The sequence below is a fragment of the Mycetocola saprophilus genome, assembly GCF_000718085.1.
Lineage (GTDB): Bacteria > Actinomycetota > Actinomycetes > Actinomycetales > Microbacteriaceae > Mycetocola > Mycetocola saprophilus.
In genome coordinates this window covers 1-18,501 of sequence record NZ_JOEC01000006.1, presented here as the reverse complement: position 1 = coordinate 18,501, position 18,501 = coordinate 1, and the positions used below count along the sequence as shown (strand labels likewise).

The 18,501-nt window shown below is 66.8% G+C and carries 13 protein-coding genes and 1 tRNA gene; 7 read left to right on the top strand and 7 right to left on the bottom strand.

What is annotated here, in order from left to right; genetic code table 11:
* Positions 1-13: 13 nt before the first annotated feature.
* The gene (locus tag IE92_RS0115690; protein ID WP_030149443.1) at positions 14-1,570 is read left to right on the top strand and encodes an alpha/beta hydrolase; all 1,557 of its coding nucleotides are present in this window, start codon (positions 14-16) and stop codon (positions 1,568-1,570) included.
* A 109-nt stretch (positions 1,571-1,679) separates the two neighbouring features.
* Here the strand turns inward: IE92_RS0115690 and IE92_RS0115685 are convergent, their stop codons facing one another.
* Entirely contained in the window at positions 1,680-2,816 is a 1,137-nt protein-coding gene (locus IE92_RS0115685) for a baeRF11 domain-containing protein (RefSeq protein WP_030149442.1), read from the bottom strand.
* Positions 2,817-3,028: 212 nt separating this feature from the next.
* Between IE92_RS0115685 and IE92_RS0115680 the strand changes: the two genes are divergently transcribed.
* The gene (locus tag IE92_RS0115680) at positions 3,029-3,520 is read left to right on the top strand and encodes an FBP domain-containing protein (RefSeq protein WP_030149441.1); all 492 of its coding nucleotides are present in this window, start codon (positions 3,029-3,031) and stop codon (positions 3,518-3,520) included.
* A gap of 27 nt (positions 3,521-3,547) precedes the next feature.
* On the opposite strand, the gene IE92_RS0115675 is transcribed toward IE92_RS0115680, so the two are convergent.
* From IE92_RS0115675 to IE92_RS0115660, 4 genes are all read right to left on the bottom strand, one after another.
* Complete coding sequence (locus IE92_RS0115675; protein ID WP_030149440.1) at positions 3,548-4,477, bottom strand: ADP-dependent NAD(P)H-hydrate dehydratase; 930 nt, start codon at positions 4,475-4,477, stop codon at positions 3,548-3,550.
* 156 nt (positions 4,478-4,633) lie between these two features.
* Entirely contained in the window at positions 4,634-7,168 is a 2,535-nt protein-coding gene (locus IE92_RS0115670) for a discoidin domain-containing protein (RefSeq protein WP_162178523.1), read from the bottom strand.
* A gap of 152 nt (positions 7,169-7,320) precedes the next feature.
* Entirely contained in the window at positions 7,321-8,271 is a 951-nt protein-coding gene (locus IE92_RS0115665; protein ID WP_030149438.1) for a hypothetical protein, read from the bottom strand.
* 76 nt (positions 8,272-8,347) lie between these two features.
* Positions 8,348-10,798 (bottom strand): immunoglobulin-like domain-containing protein, encoded by a 2,451-nt coding sequence (locus IE92_RS0115660; RefSeq protein ID WP_051702058.1) that lies wholly within the window; start codon positions 10,796-10,798, stop codon positions 8,348-8,350.
* A 328-nt stretch (positions 10,799-11,126) separates the two neighbouring features.
* Between IE92_RS0115660 and IE92_RS16955 the strand changes: the two genes are divergently transcribed.
* Positions 11,127-11,654, top strand: coding sequence for a hypothetical protein (locus IE92_RS16955; protein ID WP_043322397.1), 528 nt, complete (start codon positions 11,127-11,129; stop codon positions 11,652-11,654).
* A gap of 51 nt (positions 11,655-11,705) precedes the next feature.
* Here the strand turns inward: IE92_RS16955 and IE92_RS0115650 are convergent.
* Positions 11,706-11,781: transfer RNA gene (locus tag IE92_RS0115650), tRNA-Thr, on the bottom strand.
* Between the two features lie 109 nt (positions 11,782-11,890).
* Between IE92_RS0115650 and dacB the strand changes: the two genes are divergently transcribed.
* From dacB to IE92_RS0115635, 3 genes are all read left to right on the top strand, one after another.
* Entirely contained in the window at positions 11,891-13,339 is a 1,449-nt protein-coding gene (gene dacB, locus IE92_RS0115645) for a D-alanyl-D-alanine carboxypeptidase/D-alanyl-D-alanine endopeptidase (protein ID WP_081864206.1), read from the top strand.
* Between the two features lie 105 nt (positions 13,340-13,444).
* Positions 13,445-14,068, top strand: a complete 624-nt coding sequence (locus IE92_RS0115640) for an isochorismatase family protein (protein ID WP_030149435.1) — start codon at positions 13,445-13,447, stop codon at positions 14,066-14,068.
* A 461-nt stretch (positions 14,069-14,529) separates the two neighbouring features.
* Positions 14,530-16,695 (top strand): MMPL family transporter, encoded by a 2,166-nt coding sequence (locus IE92_RS0115635; RefSeq protein WP_043322403.1) that lies wholly within the window; start codon positions 14,530-14,532, stop codon positions 16,693-16,695.
* 49 nt (positions 16,696-16,744) lie between these two features.
* Here the strand turns inward: IE92_RS0115635 and IE92_RS0115630 are convergent, their stop codons facing one another.
* Positions 16,745-17,581, bottom strand: coding sequence for an alpha/beta fold hydrolase (locus tag IE92_RS0115630; RefSeq protein ID WP_030149433.1), 837 nt, complete (start codon positions 17,579-17,581; stop codon positions 16,745-16,747).
* A gap of 95 nt (positions 17,582-17,676) precedes the next feature.
* On the opposite strand from IE92_RS0115630, the gene IE92_RS0115625 reads away from it, so the two are divergent.
* The gene (locus tag IE92_RS0115625; RefSeq protein ID WP_030149432.1) at positions 17,677-18,240 is read left to right on the top strand and encodes a TetR/AcrR family transcriptional regulator; all 564 of its coding nucleotides are present in this window, start codon (positions 17,677-17,679) and stop codon (positions 18,238-18,240) included.
* Positions 18,241-18,501 lie beyond the last annotated feature (261 nt).

Here is an 18,501-nt window from a genome sequence, read left to right as displayed (position 1 = left end):
CCCAAGGAGTCTCGTGCATCGACCCAATCAAACCCGCCGCCGCGTGATGGGCACCCTTGCCCTGGTGGTTGCCGCCGGGCTGACCCTCACCGGCTGCGTGACCGCGTTTCTGCCGAGCAGCACCGGGAAGGGCGCTCCCAGCCCGCTGCCCGCGACCGAGGTGGCCGAGAACCTGCGCTCCTTCTACGGTCAGGAGGTGAGCTGGCGAGAGTGTGGTTCGAAGCTCAGCTGTGCAGACATCAAGACCCCGATGAACTGGGAGGACCCCGGCGCCGGGGATCTGACCCTCAGCCTGGTCCGGTCGGCGGCGACCGGATCGAACCGGATCGGCTCGCTGCTGGTGAATCCCGGCGGTCCCGGTGGCTCCGGCGTGGAACTGGTCAAGGACAGCCTCGACTTTGCCGTGGACAAGACCCTGCAGTCCCGCTTTGACGTGATCGGCTTTGACCCGCGCGGCGTGGGCGAATCCTCCCCGGTCAAGTGCCTCTCGGATCGAGACACCGATAAGTTCCTGTTTGACACCACTCAGCCGCGTCCCGGTCAGGACGGCTGGCTCGACGCTGCCCGCACCCAGGCCCGCACCTATGGTGAGGCCTGCAAGAAGAACACCGGTCCCGAACTTGAGTTCATCACCACCGTCAATTCGGCCCGGGATATGGACCTGATTCGCTCGCTGGTGGGCGACCCCAAACTCAACTATCTGGGATACTCCTACGGCACCTTCCTCGGAGCCACCTATGCGGAGCTGTATCCGAAGAACACCGGAAGGCTGGTGTTGGACGGGGCGATCGACCCGGCCGTGAGCAGCACCGAGGTCTCCGCGACCCAGGCTGCGGGTTTCGAAAGCGCGCTGCGGGCCTATCTGGCCGACTGCCTGACCGGATCCAAATGCCCGTTCCGCGGGGACGTGGAATCGGCGATGAGCACGATCTCCAATCTGCTGGAATCGGTGGATGCCAGCCCGCTCAAGGGGAAGGACGGGCGCAAGGTCGGATCGTCGACCCTGATGACGGCGATCATCTTCCCGCTCTACTCCCCGAATAACTGGAGCGCCCTGAGCGACCTGTTCACCTCGGTCATGGCCGGGGACGCGGACTACGCCCTCTACCTCGCGGATATGTACTTCGACCGCGACGCCTCGGGGACATACACCTCCAACTCCAATGACGCGTTCAACGCCTATAACTGCCGGGACTATCCCTCCAACGATGACCCGGCGGTGATGGAGCAGGAGGCCGCGAAGATCGAGGCGCGGGCACCCATTTTTGGTAAGTACATGAGTTACGGCGACGTGCTGTGCGCCAACTGGCCGTATCCCGACGGCGCCGAGCGTGGCCCGATTCATGCCCAGGGTTCCGCGGACATCCTGGTCATCGGCACCACCAACGACCCGGCCACCCCCTACGCGTGGGCGCAGTCGCTGGCCAAGCAGCTGGAGAAGGGCCACCTGGTGACGTATCAGGGCGAGGGACACACCGCCTATAACAAGGGCAGCAAGTGCATCAACTCCACCGTGGATGACTTCTTTATCGACGGAAAGGTTCCGTCCTCGGATCCCCGCTGCAGATAGCGAGCATGCGGCGCGAGAACGATAGCGTTCCGCGGCGCGTGGCCGAGCAAACATCAACGGTGCGGGCGACCTCCCAGGGAGGTCGCCCGCACCGTTAATGCGCGCCGGGTTAGGCGGCCGGGGCGAAGCGAAGGATCGCCGCCACCCCGGTATCGTCCGGCATATCCGCGGCGCGTACGGCCCAGACTCGGCCACCGCTGAGCAGCGCCCGGCGGACCACCTCGTCGATTACACCGTAGGCATCGGGGGAGTCTCCGCGATCCAGGACCACGGCGCCGGATTCCTCATCCACGGTTCCGGGCAGGATGTAGTCGATGTCCACCACCAGGGTTTCCACCGCCCCGAATGTGGCGGCCCGCGCGATGGTGTCGATCTCGGTGGAGGTGCGATCCGCCGAGACCAGCGCGTCAAAGCGCTCCCGTTCGGCCGCCACCCGCTCGGCGTAGTAGCGGTCGAGGATCGGGCGCACCCGCGCGTCGAGGTCGGCGGGGCTCAGCGTGTCCGGGTTGCCCTCGATGACATCGCGGCTGAGGGCGGGATAGCTGTTGACCGAGGGATAAATGCCCAGCAGGGGTTCGGTCGCGGCGAGGATCAGCGGGGTATTACGCCCGGTCAGGAACGGTCGCAGCGCCTTGTCCACGGCGCGGGCATACTGGCGAAGGCGAACCTTCTTGCCCTCCGACCCCTCGATCTTGCCGTTGGGGGAGCGCCCCGAGATCGAGGGCACCGCCAGGGCATCGATGGCGTCGGTGGGGAGGTTGGGGACGTCGAGCACGTGCGCCGGGGCGTCCGCGGTGACCTCGATCAGCCGCGCGGAGTTCTGCGACAGGGCCAGCACAAACGCGGTGTGCGGGAAGGTGACCGCGCGCAGCAGCGGCTTCAGATGGAAGCGGTCGGAGATTTCCACCGCGTTGGCCAGGTGATTGGGCAGTCGGTAGGTGCGCAGCGAGGTGGGGGTGATGTAGGCGGCGATGCTGTGGGAGAGGTGCCGCCAGAAAAAAGCATCACCGAGCAGATCGTCGATCTGCTCGGTGAGTCCGGCCAGGATGTCGCGCCCCGCGGCACCCGAGTGTGTGGTGCGCAGCTGCTCGAGGGCGGCCTTGGCGAGATTTTCAAACTCGACCGGCGCGGATTCATTTTGGGCGGGAACCGGACTCGTGCGCATAAAGAGTGAGATGCTGCCGGGTTCACGCGCGGTGGCGAGGGTCACAATCTCGGCCTGGGTCGGAATATCGGTGTGTATCAACGGGGGTACTCCACTTCTCTCGAACCGGGGGCGATGAGGCGAATACAGGAGCCGCATTGCCCGTGTCCTGGCACTCTATGTTGACTGGCTGCTCGATACAAGACCCCGGCCTGGATCCATCGGTCTAATGGGTGTAGACTAACGAGGTTCCCACGCGAGGAACGCCCGGATTCACCGGAAAACCACCCACAACTTTCGAAGGAATGGAATTCATGCAGCCGCTGAGTGAACGGGATATCCGAGCCGCATTCGTCAACACCAGCCAGAGCGAGCGTAAGGCGATCGCCCTGCCCGCCGAACTCGACCAGATCGACTGGGCGGCGCTGACCTACCTCGGCTGGCGTGACCCCAAATCGCCCACCCTGGGCTTCATGATCGCCGAGGTGGACGGGGAACCCGTGGGTGTTTTGCTGCGGCAGACCGAGGCGCGCACGCGCACCCGGCCGCAGTGTGCCTGGTGCGAGGATGTGCACCTCCCCAATGAGGTGGTGTTCTTCTCGGCCCGACGCGGAGGCAAGGCCGGACGCGCGGGAAATACCGTGGGCACCCTGGTGTGCGAGAGCTTCGAGTGCAACCGCAACGTGCGCGCGCTGCCGACCCTGGCCTATGTGGGCTTCGATCGGGATGCCGAACGCGAGCGTCGGATCGGGGTATTGGCCGAACGGGTGTCGAGCTTTGCCCGTCGCATTCGAGACTCCGAGTAGCGTAAAAGCGCCCGGCGAGGATTCGGGCTAGGCCGTGCGAAGGACCTCGGCCACGGTCTCGGACAGGGCGTGGGCGAGGTCAAGTGCGAGCAGCGGTCCGCCGGCGGAGGCCCGCTCGGCGGCGAGGGCGTGCAGGTGGGCACCGGCTGCGGCGATCCGCGCCAGCGAGGGGGTCAGCTCCGTCGAACCGGAAGCCGACGCCGCAACGGAATCCGAGCCGAAACCCGGACCCGAGCCCGAACCGAAACCCGACGCCGCCAGCGCCCCGATCGCCCCGGCCAAAACGTCCCCGGTGCCCGCGCTGGCGAGCCAGGGCGTGGCCGCGGGAAGCAGGAGCGCCGCCTCACCCGGAGCGGCCGCAACCGTGTGGGCACCCTTGAGCAGGACGCTCACACCCCAGCGCTCGGCGGCGCAGCTGGCGGCCAGTTCGGGACGCGCCTCGATCCAGGCGCGCAGGCCCTCCGGGGTGTCGGGGATGCCCTCGTGACGTCGCTCATCCGGGTGGGCAAGAAACAGCCCGGCGAGTTCGCCGGCATGCGGGGTGAGGAGTAACCGTGCACCCGGGTGGTGCGCCACCAGCCCGATCGCTCCGGCATCCAGGATCGCCGGGATCCCCGTCTCCAGGGCGTCGGCGAGGGCGCGCGCGTCGGCCCCCTCGGGATCTAGCGGCTCCATCCCGGACCCGATCAGCAGTGCCTGCACCCGTCCCGAACCCAGCACCGCCTCGGGCCGCCGGGCCAGGACCGCGTGCCCCACGGAGTCCGGACCCACATAGCGCACCATCCCCACCCCGGTGTGCAGCGCGGCTTCGACCCCGAGCACCGCGGCACCGGGATAGCGAACCGATCCGGTTCGAACGCCCAGGACGCCGCGACGATACTTATCGTCGGTCGAGGTGGGAACCCGAATCTGCCGTCGGGTATCCTCGAGACTCCAGGGAATGCCGGTGTCGGTCATGGTGTCCTCTCCCGTGCCGTGGCAAAAGCGTGTGTCACACACGCTAGCGCACCGGGTTGGTCTTCGCCGGAATGCGGCGACGGCCGGAGGAAAAACCTCCGGCCGCCGCCCGGTGAGGGGCGGGGAGAGTCGACTCGCCCCGACCCGAGTGCCGGTTTAGCCGGCGAGGGCGCGCACGCGTACGAGCTCGCGACGAGCCAGGAAGAGCGTTCCTACCCCGCCGATCACCAGCAGCAGCGCGATCAGGGTCAGCGGACCCGCGGGAGCACCGGTCTCGCCCAGGGCGCGTGCGCCGCTGGCCGAGGTGCCGGAGGCTGGGGTGACCGAATCATCCGCGACCGGTCCGGTCGAGATCGGGGTGCCCACGCCGGGGGTGCCGTCGGTGGGGTGTGCTCCCGGCAGGGTCACCGGGTGCAGGGCGGTGAACTTGCCCGAACCCTCGGACTGGAACACACGAACGTAGTCCACCAGCATTTCGGCCGGGAACCTGGTGTCCTTATCCGGGCTACCGGGCCAGTCGCCACCCACGGCGAGGTTCAGGATGATGTAGAACTCCTGGTCGAAGACCCACGCCTGGTTCAGGGTGTTCTCCACGTGGTCGCGGGTCACCGTGTACACATCGTGACCGTCCAAGCGGAAGGTGATCTTCTCGCTGTTCCAGTCGGCCGACCACACGTGGAAGTCCTTGCTCAGGTTGGTCTTGTCCGGCAGGGTGAATGCGCCACCCTGGCCACCCATGCCCGAGTATCCCGGACCGTGAACGGTTCCGTGGGTCTCCTCGGGGGCGTGACCGAGCACCTCCATGATGTCGATCTCACCGTTGGCGGGCCACGGGCGGCCCTCCAGGAACGAGGTGCCCATCATCCAGAACGCGGGCCACAGACCCTTGCCCTCGGGAACCTTGACGCGAGCCTCAAAGCGGCCGTACTGGGCGGAGACTTTATGCGAGGTGTTCAGGCGTCCGGAGGAGTAAAACTTGGCACCGTGGAAGTCCTCCACCTTGGCTTCGATCAGCAGGTTGCCCGTGCCGTCGTGACGCACGTTATTGGTGTCGGCGGTGTAGAGCTGCAGCTCGGCGTTGTTGTTGTCACCGGGGTTGGCGGTGTGGTCCAGGGTCCACTTCCTGTCATCCGCGGCGGTTCCGGCGGCGCCGTCAAACTCGTCGCTCCAGACCAGCTTCAGGTTGTCGAAGTCAGGGTCGGCGGGGCCGGCGGGCGGGAAGATCGGGTCGCCGCCGGTGCCGTAAACGCGGAACTCGTAGAGGGAGAATCCGTACTTATTGCCACCCCAGCCCACGGTGCGCTCGGTCATGTTGACCTGAACATAGCGGCCGGCGGTGGTATCGATGTTGATGACCTCTTTGCCTCCGGTACCACCCACGGTCTTATAGACGGTGGTCCAGGGACCGGTGGGGGAGTCGGCAACCTCGATCGAGTACGACTTGGCAAAGGCGGGGTCCCAGCGCAGGACGATCTGCGAGATCTCGGCCCGGGCGGCGAGATCCACCTGGACCCAGGCGTTGTCGGACCAGTCCTTTTCGGCCACGGCCCAGCGGGTTGCCAGGTCCTGATCGAAGAGCTTGTCCGGGGTGCAGTCCACACACTGCGGGTCGTTCTGGCTCGAGGACGCGGTGCCGGTCTTCTTGTAGCTCAGCAGGACTCCGGGGCCCTCGCCCTCGCCGTGCTGCGGGGGCAGTTCCTCGCGCTCGGATCCGTACACGTTGAAGTGCCAGAGCGAGACGCCGAACTGGCTCGAACGCTCGGTGGAGGTCATGCGCACAAAGCGGGTGCGCGGGTGCATATCGCTGGTGATCACATCGCGGCCACCATCGCTGCCGGTCACCGACTCATACGGGAACCAGGTCCAGCCGTTGAGTGAGGTTTCCAGAACGTAGCCGCGAGCGTAGGAGGTTTCCCAGTCCAGCTCCACGGCGTCCAGCAGGTAGGTTGCTCCAAGGTCCACGGTGATCCACTGGCCATCGGCGGCCTGGCTGGACCAGCGGGTCTTGGGGTTGCCATCGGTGGCGTTCTTGGGGGCGAGGTCGCCGTTTTCGGTGGTGGATGCGGATGCCTTGGCGTCGCGCGAGACCAGGGTGCCCAGCTCGGTTTCAACCGGCTCGGTGGGGCCGGGGGTGCCGGGACCGCCGGGGGTCGGGGTCGGGATCCCGGGCAGCGGGGCACAGGAGTGGCCCCAACCGTCCACTGTGTACAGCGAGATACCGAAATCGGACCCGCGCTTGTCACCGGTCACCTTGAGGTGGCGGATCGCGCCGATCTCGGCGAGGTTGTTCAGGCTCTGCGGCCCGGCACCGGTTGCGGTGCCGGTGGCCAGGGTCTGCCAGGTTTTGTCGTCGGTGGATCCCGAGACCGTGTACTCGGAGGCGAAGGCACCCTCCCAGTTCAGGTCCACCCTGTCGATGACGCAGGTTGCGGCCAGGTCGATCTGAACCGATTCTCCGTCGCGGTACTCGCTGGACCAGCGGGTAGTGGAGTCGCCGTCGGTGACGTTGGAGGCGGGGTTGTCGCCTTCGATTGAGGTGGCCTTGGCCGTTTTCCCCGCGGTCACAATTGTCGAGACCTCTGCGGCGGCAGCGGGGATCGCCAGTGCAAAGGTTCCGGTTCCTACCATGGAGAGTCCGAGTGCGCCGGCGATCACCGCTCGGACGCGGCTCGGTGGGGACGATAAACGCATCAACATACTCCTTCGTGTGTTGGTTCGCTCGCTGCTTGGGGGCGGCTCCGACCGTCGGAATTAGCGAGCGTTAACTTACTAACAGAACAGTAAGTATCCACACAAGGCAAATGTGTAAAAACGCCCCTGAATGAGGGGCATGTGTTTACTGATTAATCACTGAGTGCCGTGACGAAGCCGGTGTTCCCGGTGGTCGCCACCGCGATTCCCTCGCTGACCGCGCGTTTCGCATACCGAGCCTCGAGGGATTCGGTGGTTGCGGTGGGATCATTCTGCGGAATCGTTTCCGGCGAGAGCCCGCGCGCGCTGGCGCCGGGCCAGATCACCGCAGTGACGTTGTGGGTGGGCTCGGGGAGCTGGGCCCCGAGAATGACAAAGCGCCGGTCGAGGTTGGCCGAGGATACCCGGTCGATGGTATCGATTCCGCGCTCTCCCAGCAGCATCACCAGATCGGGGTGTTGGGACAGCTGTGCGGAGACCAGATCGTCGGCCGATTGATCGGCGGAACCGGTCGGATCGCACACCGTCAGGGTGGCCTGGATCGCGGCAACGCGCTCGTGCAGGGCGGCGAGGAGCGCCGGGTGTTCGCTGCCGGATCCGATCAGCAGAATGTGGAGTCCCGCGGGCACCGCGGCATCGCTCTCGGGCTCGGGGAGCGGGGCGACGGTGGACCCGGGTGCCGGTCGGTGCGCATCCGAGGGCCGGGCGGGGGAGGGCATCCCGGTGGGCAGCGGGCCCGAGCCGGACCCGGCGTCTGCGCTCGCCGCCGCCGAAACGGTGGGAGCGGTAGCATCGGGGATCCCCGCGCACCCGGTGAGTGCGAGTCCCAGGCCCAGGGAGAGGCCGAGACTCAGCGCGAGGATCCCGCTTCGGGAGAGTCCCAGACCCAGCGAGAGTCTCCGGCCCAGGGCCAGCCCGACCCCCGAGCCTAGTCCCAGGTCGAGCCCGAGTTTCCGGCCCTCGGTCAGCCCCTGGGCGACGTGCTTCATGCCCCGCGGGGAGAAACGGTGTACCCGGGGGCGGCGATGAGTGCCGGACGCGTTCGCGGCGGTAGTCGCGAGCGTAGCGGCGGTGGCGGTGGCGGTGCGGGGCTGGGGGTGCACGAGGTTCCTCCGGGGATGACACGGTGGCGACCGCGGGCCCGAGATGTTCTCGGGCCCGCGGTCACCGTTGGGACTGCTAGGCGGCGTTTTCGCGTCGCAGGAGGCGAACCGCGGCACCCATGATCAGCAGCAGCGCGGCACCGCCGGCCAGGGGAAGCGTCAGGTCGGAACCCGTGCTGGCGAGATTATTGCCGTTGCTCGCCGTGACACCGGCCGAGGCCGACGGGGTGCTCCCCGGCTGGGTGGGATCGGTGCCCGGCGCGGTCGGGTCGGTACCCGGGGCGGTCGGCGTGGTGGTCGGTTCCGCGGCGGCCAGGACGGTGATCGTCCGGGTGAAGGTCGCCTCGTTGCCGGCGGCGTCGGTCACCGTGTACACCAGGGTGTACACACCGGGAACCCGGGTGTTCACCGATCCGGAGACGGTGATCTTCGAGGAGACATCGCCATCCTCCTGATCGAAGGCGGTGATCCCGGCCATCGGGTCGAAGTCCTCGCCCGCGTGAATCTCGGACTCGGTCGGGGCGGTGATCACCGGGGCCGCGGTGTCCACGCGCTTCAGGGTGACCGAGTCGACCACGCTGTTCACGGGCTTCTCGTCGCCGAATGCCTGGCTGCGCATGGTCTTGACGGTGATGGCGTTGCGGGTGATGTCGATCGAGGAGTAGTTACGCACCTTCTCCTGGTTGATGACCGAGGCCCACCAGGCGGTGGGGTTGGTGACGTTGTAGTACTTGGATCCACTGGCCGAGTTGGCGGTCACATACAGGACCTCGCCCGGGTTTGCGGTCACCTGCGGTGCGGCGGCGGCCTCATCGGGGTTTGCGACCACGCCATCCTTGATCAGGTAGGTGCGGGTGTAGGAGTGGTCGTGGCCCTGCAGAACCAGGTCCACGCCGAGGTCGGAGATGACCTTGGGCAGCGCGGCACGCAGGTTGATGATCTGCGAGCTGTTCCAGTGCGAGGCCACCGAGTAGATCGAGTGGTGGAAGGCCACCACCTTCCAGGTTGCCTTGTCGCCCTGCTCGGCCACGGTCTTGCGCAGGAATGCCTCGTGGGCGGCGTAGTCGCTGCTGTTGGAGTTCAGCACCATGAACAGGACACCCTTGTGCATGAACCAGTAGTCGCCGCCCGAGGAGGTGGCCGAGGTGGCCTTGCCAGCGTTGGGGTCGAGGTTCGGCACGTTGTAGTGCTGTTCGTAGGCCTTGGAGCCGACGTCGTGGTTTCCGTTGACCGGAACCAGCGGGATCGAGCGCAGCTGCTCGGGGGCGAGGAAGGACTCGTACTGTGCCTCGTTGGCGGCGGTCTCGACCTGGTCGCCGGCGGAGAAGAGCATTTCGGCGTTGGGGTGAGCGGCCTGGGCCACGTTGACGGTGTCGACCCAGCCGGCCTCGTCGTTCTTGGTGTTGCCGGAGGCACCGATCTGCGGGTCGCCGAAGAACAGGAAGTTGTAGTCGCCCGAGAAGGACTGGGTGCGGAACGAGTAGGTCTTGGACCAGCCGTTGGCCTCGCTGCCGACCCGGTATACATACTCGGTGTTCTCGGTCAGGCCGGTGATGTCGGCGAAGCGGTTGTATTCCTTGCTGGTGGTCTGGGCACCCTTCGCGGGGAAGGTGCTGGCGACCGCCGCGGGGAAGGCGCTGCCGGTCTGCGCGGCGCGGGTCGCGACCTGGGCGACCTGCGCGGTGTCGATGTCCGAGTACCAGGCGAGGCCGCGACCGGACTCGTTTGAGCCGACGCTCAGCACGATGTCGCTGAGCTTTGCGGGGGCCGCGGAGTCCGACGGCGTGGGGGTCGAGGTGGGCTCGGGGGCCGCGGCGACCAGCGAGGTCAGGTCGAAGTAGATGTCGGAGCTGGCGGCACGGTCCTGGTACAGCGCCACCGCGATGGTGTTCTCGCCGGCCTTGAGGGCGGTGGCGGGGACGGTGAATTCGCGGGTCACCGGGTCGCCGGCATTCACGCCCGCGTACATCAGGTTGCGCTCGGCCTCGGGGGCCGCCTCGATCTTGGCGTCGGAATCCTCGACCAGACCGGCAACCTTGGTGCCGTTGACAAAGATCTGGACGGCATCATCGAAGGTGACGTTTCCGGTGAGCTTGGCGGTGCCGGCGAGCTGCTGCGCGCTGAGCTGGAAGCTGGAGCGGAAGTGGTAGGTCTTGACATCCGGCGCGGCGACGCCATCGATGTACTGGTTGAGCAGCGTCGAGGCGGTGTACGGGCCGATACCGGTGGCCTTGCCGTTCTTGGCGCCAAAGCTGCCGGCGGCACTCTTCCAGGCGGTGTCGTCGAATCCGGCGCGGGTCCACACCAGGCGATCGGCGCTGCCCTCGGCGGGATCGGTGTTGTTTTCCGAGTAGCGCCAGGTGGTCGCGCTGGTCATCAGCGGGGCATCCGGGGCGGCGACCGCGGCGGTGGCGCCGACGGTTGCCAGTCCGGCCAGAAGCGAGAACGCGCCGAGGGTGGCGAGTGCGCGACGGGCGCGTCCGGGGCGACGCGAGCCGGGAAGGCTCTCGTGCGTGGGGGTGTCCATTTCTGTCTCCAGGTGTGAGGGGATGTGCGCGCGGGGCGGGGTTCCCCGGCATCTCGTGGAGGCTAACCAGCGGGAGTTGAATGGGAATGAACGGCGGGTGACCGGGCTCGTGGGAAACGGGGATTTTGCCCCCTAAAAGGGCTAAGTAATCACCGCGACCATGCGGATGCTCGGAGTTTGCCGGAAGTTAACCCTGAATCCGCCGCGTTCGTTCGGCGCGTCCGTTCTGCCTGAGCTTTGTTATGTTTTCTCGGCCGCAGCCGACTACCAAACACTCGTTCTCAGACACCTGCCCGTGATGCGTCGGGAAAGCGACGAGGATGGAGGCATGCGTACACGGTTTGGTTTTGGTCTGGCTCGCTCTGGGATGCTGGCGGGTGTTGCCCTCGCCTCGGCGGGAGTCCTGCTTCTCGCGGGCTGCGCGACCGGGCCGAGACCCGATGCCACGGCATCCGCGTCTGCCTCCCCCTCGGCGTCCGCCGATGCCCGAATCGCCTCCGAGCCCCCGGTTGAACCGGGAGCAACCGCATCGCCCACCGAGACGGGGACCGACGGTGAGCGTCGAGTGGAATTCACGGTAACCGGCGATGCCGGATCCGCGCTGATCCGTAACGTGGTGGTCCGCACCGATACCGATGCGGATGTCGATGCGACCGCGCGCGCCCTTCCCTGGAACGACACCCAAACGCTGAGCGCCGAGGATGCCGCCGGGTTCCACAAGCTTGTGCTTTTCGCCAAGAACATCGATGGTTCCCGCGGCAACCTGACCTGCGAGATCCGGATCGACGGTGAGATCGTGGCCACCCAGCACACCACCGGATATCAGCCGGTTACCTGCCTGTATCTGTCCCGGTAATCGCACGATCACGCAAAACCCCCGATCAGGCATCCTGATCGGGGGTTTTTGTGGAGCCGCCTACGAGAATCGAACTCGTGACCTTTTCATTACGAGTGAAACGCTCTACCGACTGAGCTAAGGCGGCCGGAGGGTGCACACGCACCGTTCCGGGAACGAGCTTAGCGTCTCATTCGGCAATTCAAAAAACGCAACCCCGCCGATGTCGCAAAATTGCCCCCGATAGGATCGCTTCTATGGACGATCAGCAGACCGAGCCGGGCACCCCGACCATCGCCGAACCTCCGCGTAGGGTGTGGTGGCAGCGTCCGCTCCCGCTCGGGCTCCTCGCCGGTGGGCTCGCGCTCGCGGTGATCGCCGCCGGCGCGGTTTCCGGTTCGATCGCCCGCACCCCCGATTCCGCACCCTCGTCGGCCGAGGCTGCCGCGCCGAGCGCCGAGCCCACTCCGGAGGTTCCCGAGCGTCCGGTGCCGACCCAGACTCCGCCCGCATTCGCCCGCACCTGCTCGGTCGAGAACCTGATTCATGACCCTCGCCTGGGCACCTTCCAGGCGCAGGTGTACAACGCCGCCACCGGCGAGATCCTGTTTGAACGCGACCAGGACACCCCGCGGGCGACCGCGAGCTCGATGAAGATCCTCACCGCCGCGGCCGCGCTGAACGTGTTGGGCCCGGATTATCGGGCCTCCACCCGCGTGGTGAGCGGCCCCGACGCGGGCACGATTGTGCTGGTGGGTGGGGGAGACCTGACCCTGAGCCGGCTGCCCTCCGGAACCGAGCCCGTCTACACCGGTGCCGCACACCTGGACGACCTGGCCAAGAAGGTCACCGCCGCGCGCACCGCCGCGGGGATTCGCGAGCCCGTGCGACGCATCCTGTTGGATTCCACCTACTTCGGCGGCCCCACCTGGGATCCCAGCTGGCCGGCCACCGAGCGGCGCGCGGGCTGGCTCTCGCACATCACCGCGCTGCAGGTGGATGCCGACCGCGCGGATCCCAAGGTGTTCCTCGCTCCCCGGGGGGAGGACCCGGTGGGCCGTGCCGGCGACGCCTTCGCCTCCTACTTCCCCGGGGCATCAACCTCCACGGGAACCGCGGGTGCCGGCGCAACCGAGCTGGCCAGCGTCCAGTCGGCCCCGCTCTCGGCCCTGATCCCGCTTATGCTGATCCCCTCCGATAACACCCTGGCCGAGATGCTGGGTCGTCAGGTCGCGATCAAGATGGGAACCGGAAACACCCTGGCCGCCGTGTCCCAGGCCATTCCCGAGGCGCTGAAAACCTACGGGCTGGACACCTCCGCCCTGACCATCGCCGACACCTCGGGGATGAGCCCCAACAACGCGGTACCCCCGTCCTATCTGGCCGGTCTGTATATGAAGATTGGGGCGCGGGAGGGAAACCTCGGGTTCATTCGTGATGGGCTCGCGGTGGCCGGCCAGACCGGGACCCTGGGCTACAGCAACCGTTTCACCGGTCCCAACGCGGTTGCTCGCGGTCATATCGTGGGCAAAACCGGGTCGATCACCAACGCCTATACGCTCGGGGGGTTCATCGACGCGGCCGATGGAAGCACGCTGACCTTTGTGATCTACGCCACCGGACGCGTCTCCGAATCCGCCCGGCAGGGGATCGACACGGTGGCCACCGGGTTCTACCGCTGCGGCAACGGGCTTTCAAACCGCTGACTCGATTCCCGCCGCCCATGTTTCCGGCACGTAACGCCACGTTTTTGGGCTGGAAGCCGGAAGACTTCGCCACTAGGGTGGTATCACCTGGCTGAAGGGGGACATATGTCTCGGGCGCTGCTGATCGTGGACGTACAAAACGATTTCACCGAGGGCGGTGCGCTCGCGGTTTCCGGGGGCGCGGCCCTCGCACGGAACGTGAGCAATCACCTCGAATCCCACCCGGGAGCGTATGCGCTCGTGGTCGCTTCGCGAGACTGGCATGATGCCACCAATAGCAACGGTGGGCACTTTGCCCCGGCGGGCGAGGCCCCCAACTTCGTGACGACCTGGCCCGTGCACTGCGTCGCCGACACCGATGGTGCCGACTATCACCCCGAGCTGCGCCTGCCCGCGGACACCGTGCACGTGTATAAGGGGCGGGGTATTCCCGCCTACTCGATGTTTGAAGGCGCGGCCGGTTCCCCGGACGCCGCCGATCCGGCCGATGTGCGCGGCATCCCCGAGGTGCTGCGCGATGCCGGCATTACCACCGTGGATGTGGTGGGGATCGCCACCGACCACTGCGTACGCGCTAGCGCTCTGGATGCGCTCGCTGCCGAGTTCGACGTGCGAGTGCTCACCGACCTGGTTGCCGGAGTCGATGCCGACGCCAGCGCCCGAGCCCTCGAGGAACTGCGCTCGGGCGGCGCCTCCCTCGCCCACTCCGGTGAGGTGACAGACGCGTGAATCCCCGACACGGTTCGGACCGGCCCATCGATGAGAAGGATCCGAATCGCGAATCCGATCGCACCCCCACCCATGCGATCCCAATCATCACCCCCGAGATTCTTGCCGCCCATGCGGCGGCCGGCGCGCGGCCGGGTGCGGACGTGAGTGGAACATCTCCTGCGGGTGAGGCACCCGAGGGCGAGGCTCCCGCGGGCGAAGCTCCCGTGGAGGCCGCCCGCGCCGAGTCGATCACCCGGCCCGCGGACGATGCGCTCGCCGCCCGCGCCGAGTCGATCACCCGGCCCGCGGACGATGCGCTCGCCACCCGCGCCGAGTCAATCACCCGGCCCGCGGACGATGCGCTCGCCGCCCGCGCCGAGTCGATCACCCGGCCCGCGGATGACGCGCCCGCCGCGTCCACCGCACCCGAGGAGCCCACCACACCCAAATCCTCGGGCCACCGCGTTCCCGGTTCGCGTGTGCCCCGGTGGTTGCGGATCCTGCTCCCGGCGGTGCTGATCATCCTCTGGGTTGCCGGCGGAGCGATCGGCGGACCCTACTTTGGCAAGGTCAGCGAGGTCTCCACCAACAACCAGATCAGCTACCTCCCGGCCAGCGCCGACGCGACCAAGGTGGCCGCCGCACTGCCCGGGTTCAGCGAGTCCGATGCGATTCCCGCGGTCCTGGTGATTGCCCGGGATTCCGCCCTGACCGAGGCCGACCGCGCCCTCATCTCCGAGCGCGCCGCCGCGATCAAGGGCACCCCGGGCATCTCGGAGGCTCCGTCTCCGGCAATCTTTAGCGAGGATGGCAAGGCTGCAACCGTCTTCGTGCCGATCGACAGCGCCGATGCGAGCGATACTGTCTCGGCGCTCCGCACCACGCTGTCGAAGGACCTGCCGTCCGGCCTGTCCGCCTATGTCACCGGCCCGGCCGGCTTCACCACCGATCTGGTGGGTGCCTTCGCCGGGATCGACGGCCTGCTGCTGTTGGTCGCGCTCGCCGCGGTGTTTGTGATCCTGGTCATCGTTTACCGTTCGCCGCTGCTTCCGGTCCTGGTCTTGGCGGCCTCGATGTTCGCGCTGTGCACCGCGCTGCTCACCGTGTGGTGGCTGGCCAAGGCGAATATCGTGCTGCTCAACGGGCAGGTGCAGGGGATCCTGTTCATCCTGGTGATCGGTGCCGCCACCGACTATGCGCTGTTGTATGTGTCGCGCTATCGGGAGGCGCTGCGGGATCATCAGTCGCGCTGGGATGCCACGATGGTTGCGCTGCGCGGCAGCATCGAACCGATCCTGGCCTCCGGCGGTACCGTGATCGCGGGTCTGCTGTGCCTGCTGCTGAGCGATCTGAACAACAACCGCGCGCTGGGACCGGTGGCCGCGATCGGCATCCTGTTCTCGGTGCTCTCGGCCCTCACCTTCCTCCCGGCGCTGCTGCTGATGTCGGGGCGGGTTGCATTCTGGCCGCGCAACACCCGATTCGGCAGTGCCCATCCGGTGCTCGCGGGACCGGACGCCCGCGGATGGTGGCCGAAGGTGGGTCGCGCGGTGACCAAGCGTCCGCGCCTGATCTGGATCGGCTGCACCGTGGTGCTCCTCGCCGCCTGGATCGGGATCCCTCAGCTGAATGCCACCGGCGTTCCGCAGAGTGCGCTGGTGCTCAACGAGTCACCCGCGCGCGACGGGCAGAAGGTGCTCGCCGAGCACTTCCCCGGCGGATCGGGAAGCCCGATTCAGGTGCTGGCCCCCACCGCGCGCGCCGCCGAGGTCATCGAAACCCTGAGCAAAAACGACGGCCTCGGTCAGGTGCAGGCGCTCGCCAGTGCCTCCCCGAGCGGAACCGCCGCAGCGACCGTGCAGAACGGCACGGCGGTGTTCACCGCCCCCGGTAATCCGGCCGCGCCGAACACCGTGGACGCGACCGTTTCCGACGGCCACATCCTGCTCCAGGCCACCCTGAATGCCGAACCGGATTCTGACGCGGCCGAGAAGCTGGTCCGCGACCTGCGCACCGAGCTTGATGGTGGCAACGATCCGGTCCGGGTGGGCGGAACAACCGCGACCGCGATCGACACCAACGACGCGGCCACCCACGATCGCAACCTGATCATCCCGGTTGTGCTCGTGGTGATCCTGCTGATTCTGATGCTCCTGCTGCGCTCGATCCTGGCCCCGATCATCCTGATCGCCACGGTGGTGCTCTCATTCGGCACGGCGCTGGGTGTTTCGGCCTGGGTGTTCGACGGGGTGTTCAAGTTCCCCGGGGCGGAACCCGCGGTTCCGCTCTACGGGTTTGTATTCCTGGTCGCGCTCGGCATCGACTACAACATCTTCCTGATGACCCGGGTGCGCGAGGAATCCAAGCGCTTCGGCACGAGGCCGGGCATCCTGCGTGGACTCTCGGTCACCGGCGGGGTGATTACCTCGGCGGGAATCGTGCTGGCGGCCACGTTTGCGGCGCTCGGGGTGATTCCGATCCTGTTCTTGGCGCAGATCGCGTTCATCGTGGCGTTCGGTGTGCTGCTGGACACCCTAATCGTGCGCTCGCTCTTGGTCCCCGCCCTCGCCTACGACATCGGTCCGAAGATCTGGTGGCCAAGCAAGCTCGCGCGCGAACCCAGCCCGCGCGAGGTGACCGAGTAACCACGACGGCCCGGCTTCCCCAGGGAAGCCGGGCCGTCTGGCCGAGTGCCTAGCGGCTCAGCCAGGCGAGCATGGCCTCGTTGACCTCGTCGGCGTGGGTCCAGAGCAGGCCGTGCGGCGCACCCTCGATTTCCACGTACTCGGCCGCGGGCAGTGCGGCGGCGAACGCGCGACCGGTTGCTTCGACGGGGAGGATGCGGTCGGCGCTGCCGTGCAGGATCAGGGTCGGCACGGTGATCGCCGGCAGATCGGCGCGGAAGTCGGTGCCCCAGGTGAGCGGTGCGGCGGCAGCGGCGATGAATCCGGCACCGGCGGCCACGTTCCAGCTGTCGCGGACGGCCTCCTCGCTGATCCGGGACCCGAGGAATTCATCCAGATTGTAGAAGTCGTTGTAGAACGCGGTGAAGTAGGCGAAGCGGTCGGCGCGGACGGTGGCCGAGACCTCCTCGAAGAAGCTCGCCGGTACGGCACCGCCGGGGTTGTCCTCGGTCTGGGTGAGGAAGGGCTCAAGCGAACCGAAGAAGCCGGCCTTGGCCACACGGTCACTCCCATAGCGAGACAGGTAGCGGGCTACCTCGCCGCTGCCCATCGAGAACCCGATCAGGATTGCCCCGCGCAGGTCCAGGGACTCCATCAGCACGTTGAGGTCGGCGGCGAAGGTGTCGTAGTCGTATCCGGTGCCGGGCTGGCTCGAGCGTCCGAAGCCGCGGCGGTCATAGGTGATCACGCGATAGCCGGCGTCCAAGAGCGCAACCGACTGCTTTTCCCAGGACGTACCCGAGAGCGGGTATCCGTGGATCAGGACCACGGGGGTGCCGGTGCCCCGATCCTCATAGTGCAGCTCGATGTCGATGTTGTTTTCGGTGCCGACGGTAATGCGGGCCATGATGTGCTCCTTGGGTTCAGATGCGAGAACGATCGTTCTCGCTGCTGGAATCGACTATAGAGAATGATCGTTCTCATTGCAAGTACAATGAATGCATGACCTCCGAATCCGTTGCCGAAACAATCATCAATACCGCCGATCGGCTCTACTATGAGCGGGGTATTACCGCGGTGGGGATGGCCGAACTGCGCGATGCCGCCGGGGTGTCGCTGCGCCGCCTCTACTCGGAGTTCCCGGCGAAGGATGCGATTGTGCGTGCGGTGCTGGAGAAGCGGCACCGGCAGTGGAGCGACGGTGTCGAGGCGCGCATGGCCGAGGTGGGGGGCTCGCGTGAGCGACTCCTGGCCGTCTACGACTATCTGGCCGACTGGTTCTGTGAGGACAGCTTCCGTGGGTGTGGGTTCATCAACGCCTTCGGGGAGCTCGGGGGAGAGGACGCCGAGGTGCGCCGGATCGTCCGCGAGCACAAGGAGTCGTTCCAGCGTCGATTGGCCGAGATCGTCGATGACCTGGGTGCACCCACGCTTCTGGCGGCTCAGCTTGCGCTGCTGGCCGAGGGTGCGCAGACCACCGCGGCCATCGCCGGTTCGGGGGAGGCCGCGGGCCAGGCGCGCGCCGCGGCCGAGGTGTTGATCGATCATGCGCTGAGTGCTGCGTAGTGATGCTCGCGAAAACATGCGGAAGTTGGGTGCGACACGCCACTATTCGGCCTCGATTTGCCCGTTCTGTGGAACCTGCGTAAAGTAATACTCATCACCCCAAAGGTGCGGCAAGCGAAAAGCGGTCGGCCTCAAGCGGGATCATCCCCATACTTCAACACCCCGGACTTGTTCTGTGCTTGGTTGTGTGGCAGGATTGAAACTCATCCGCTTCACGGATGCCCCACTCACAATCTGATTCTTTATCGGTTGTGGAAGCGA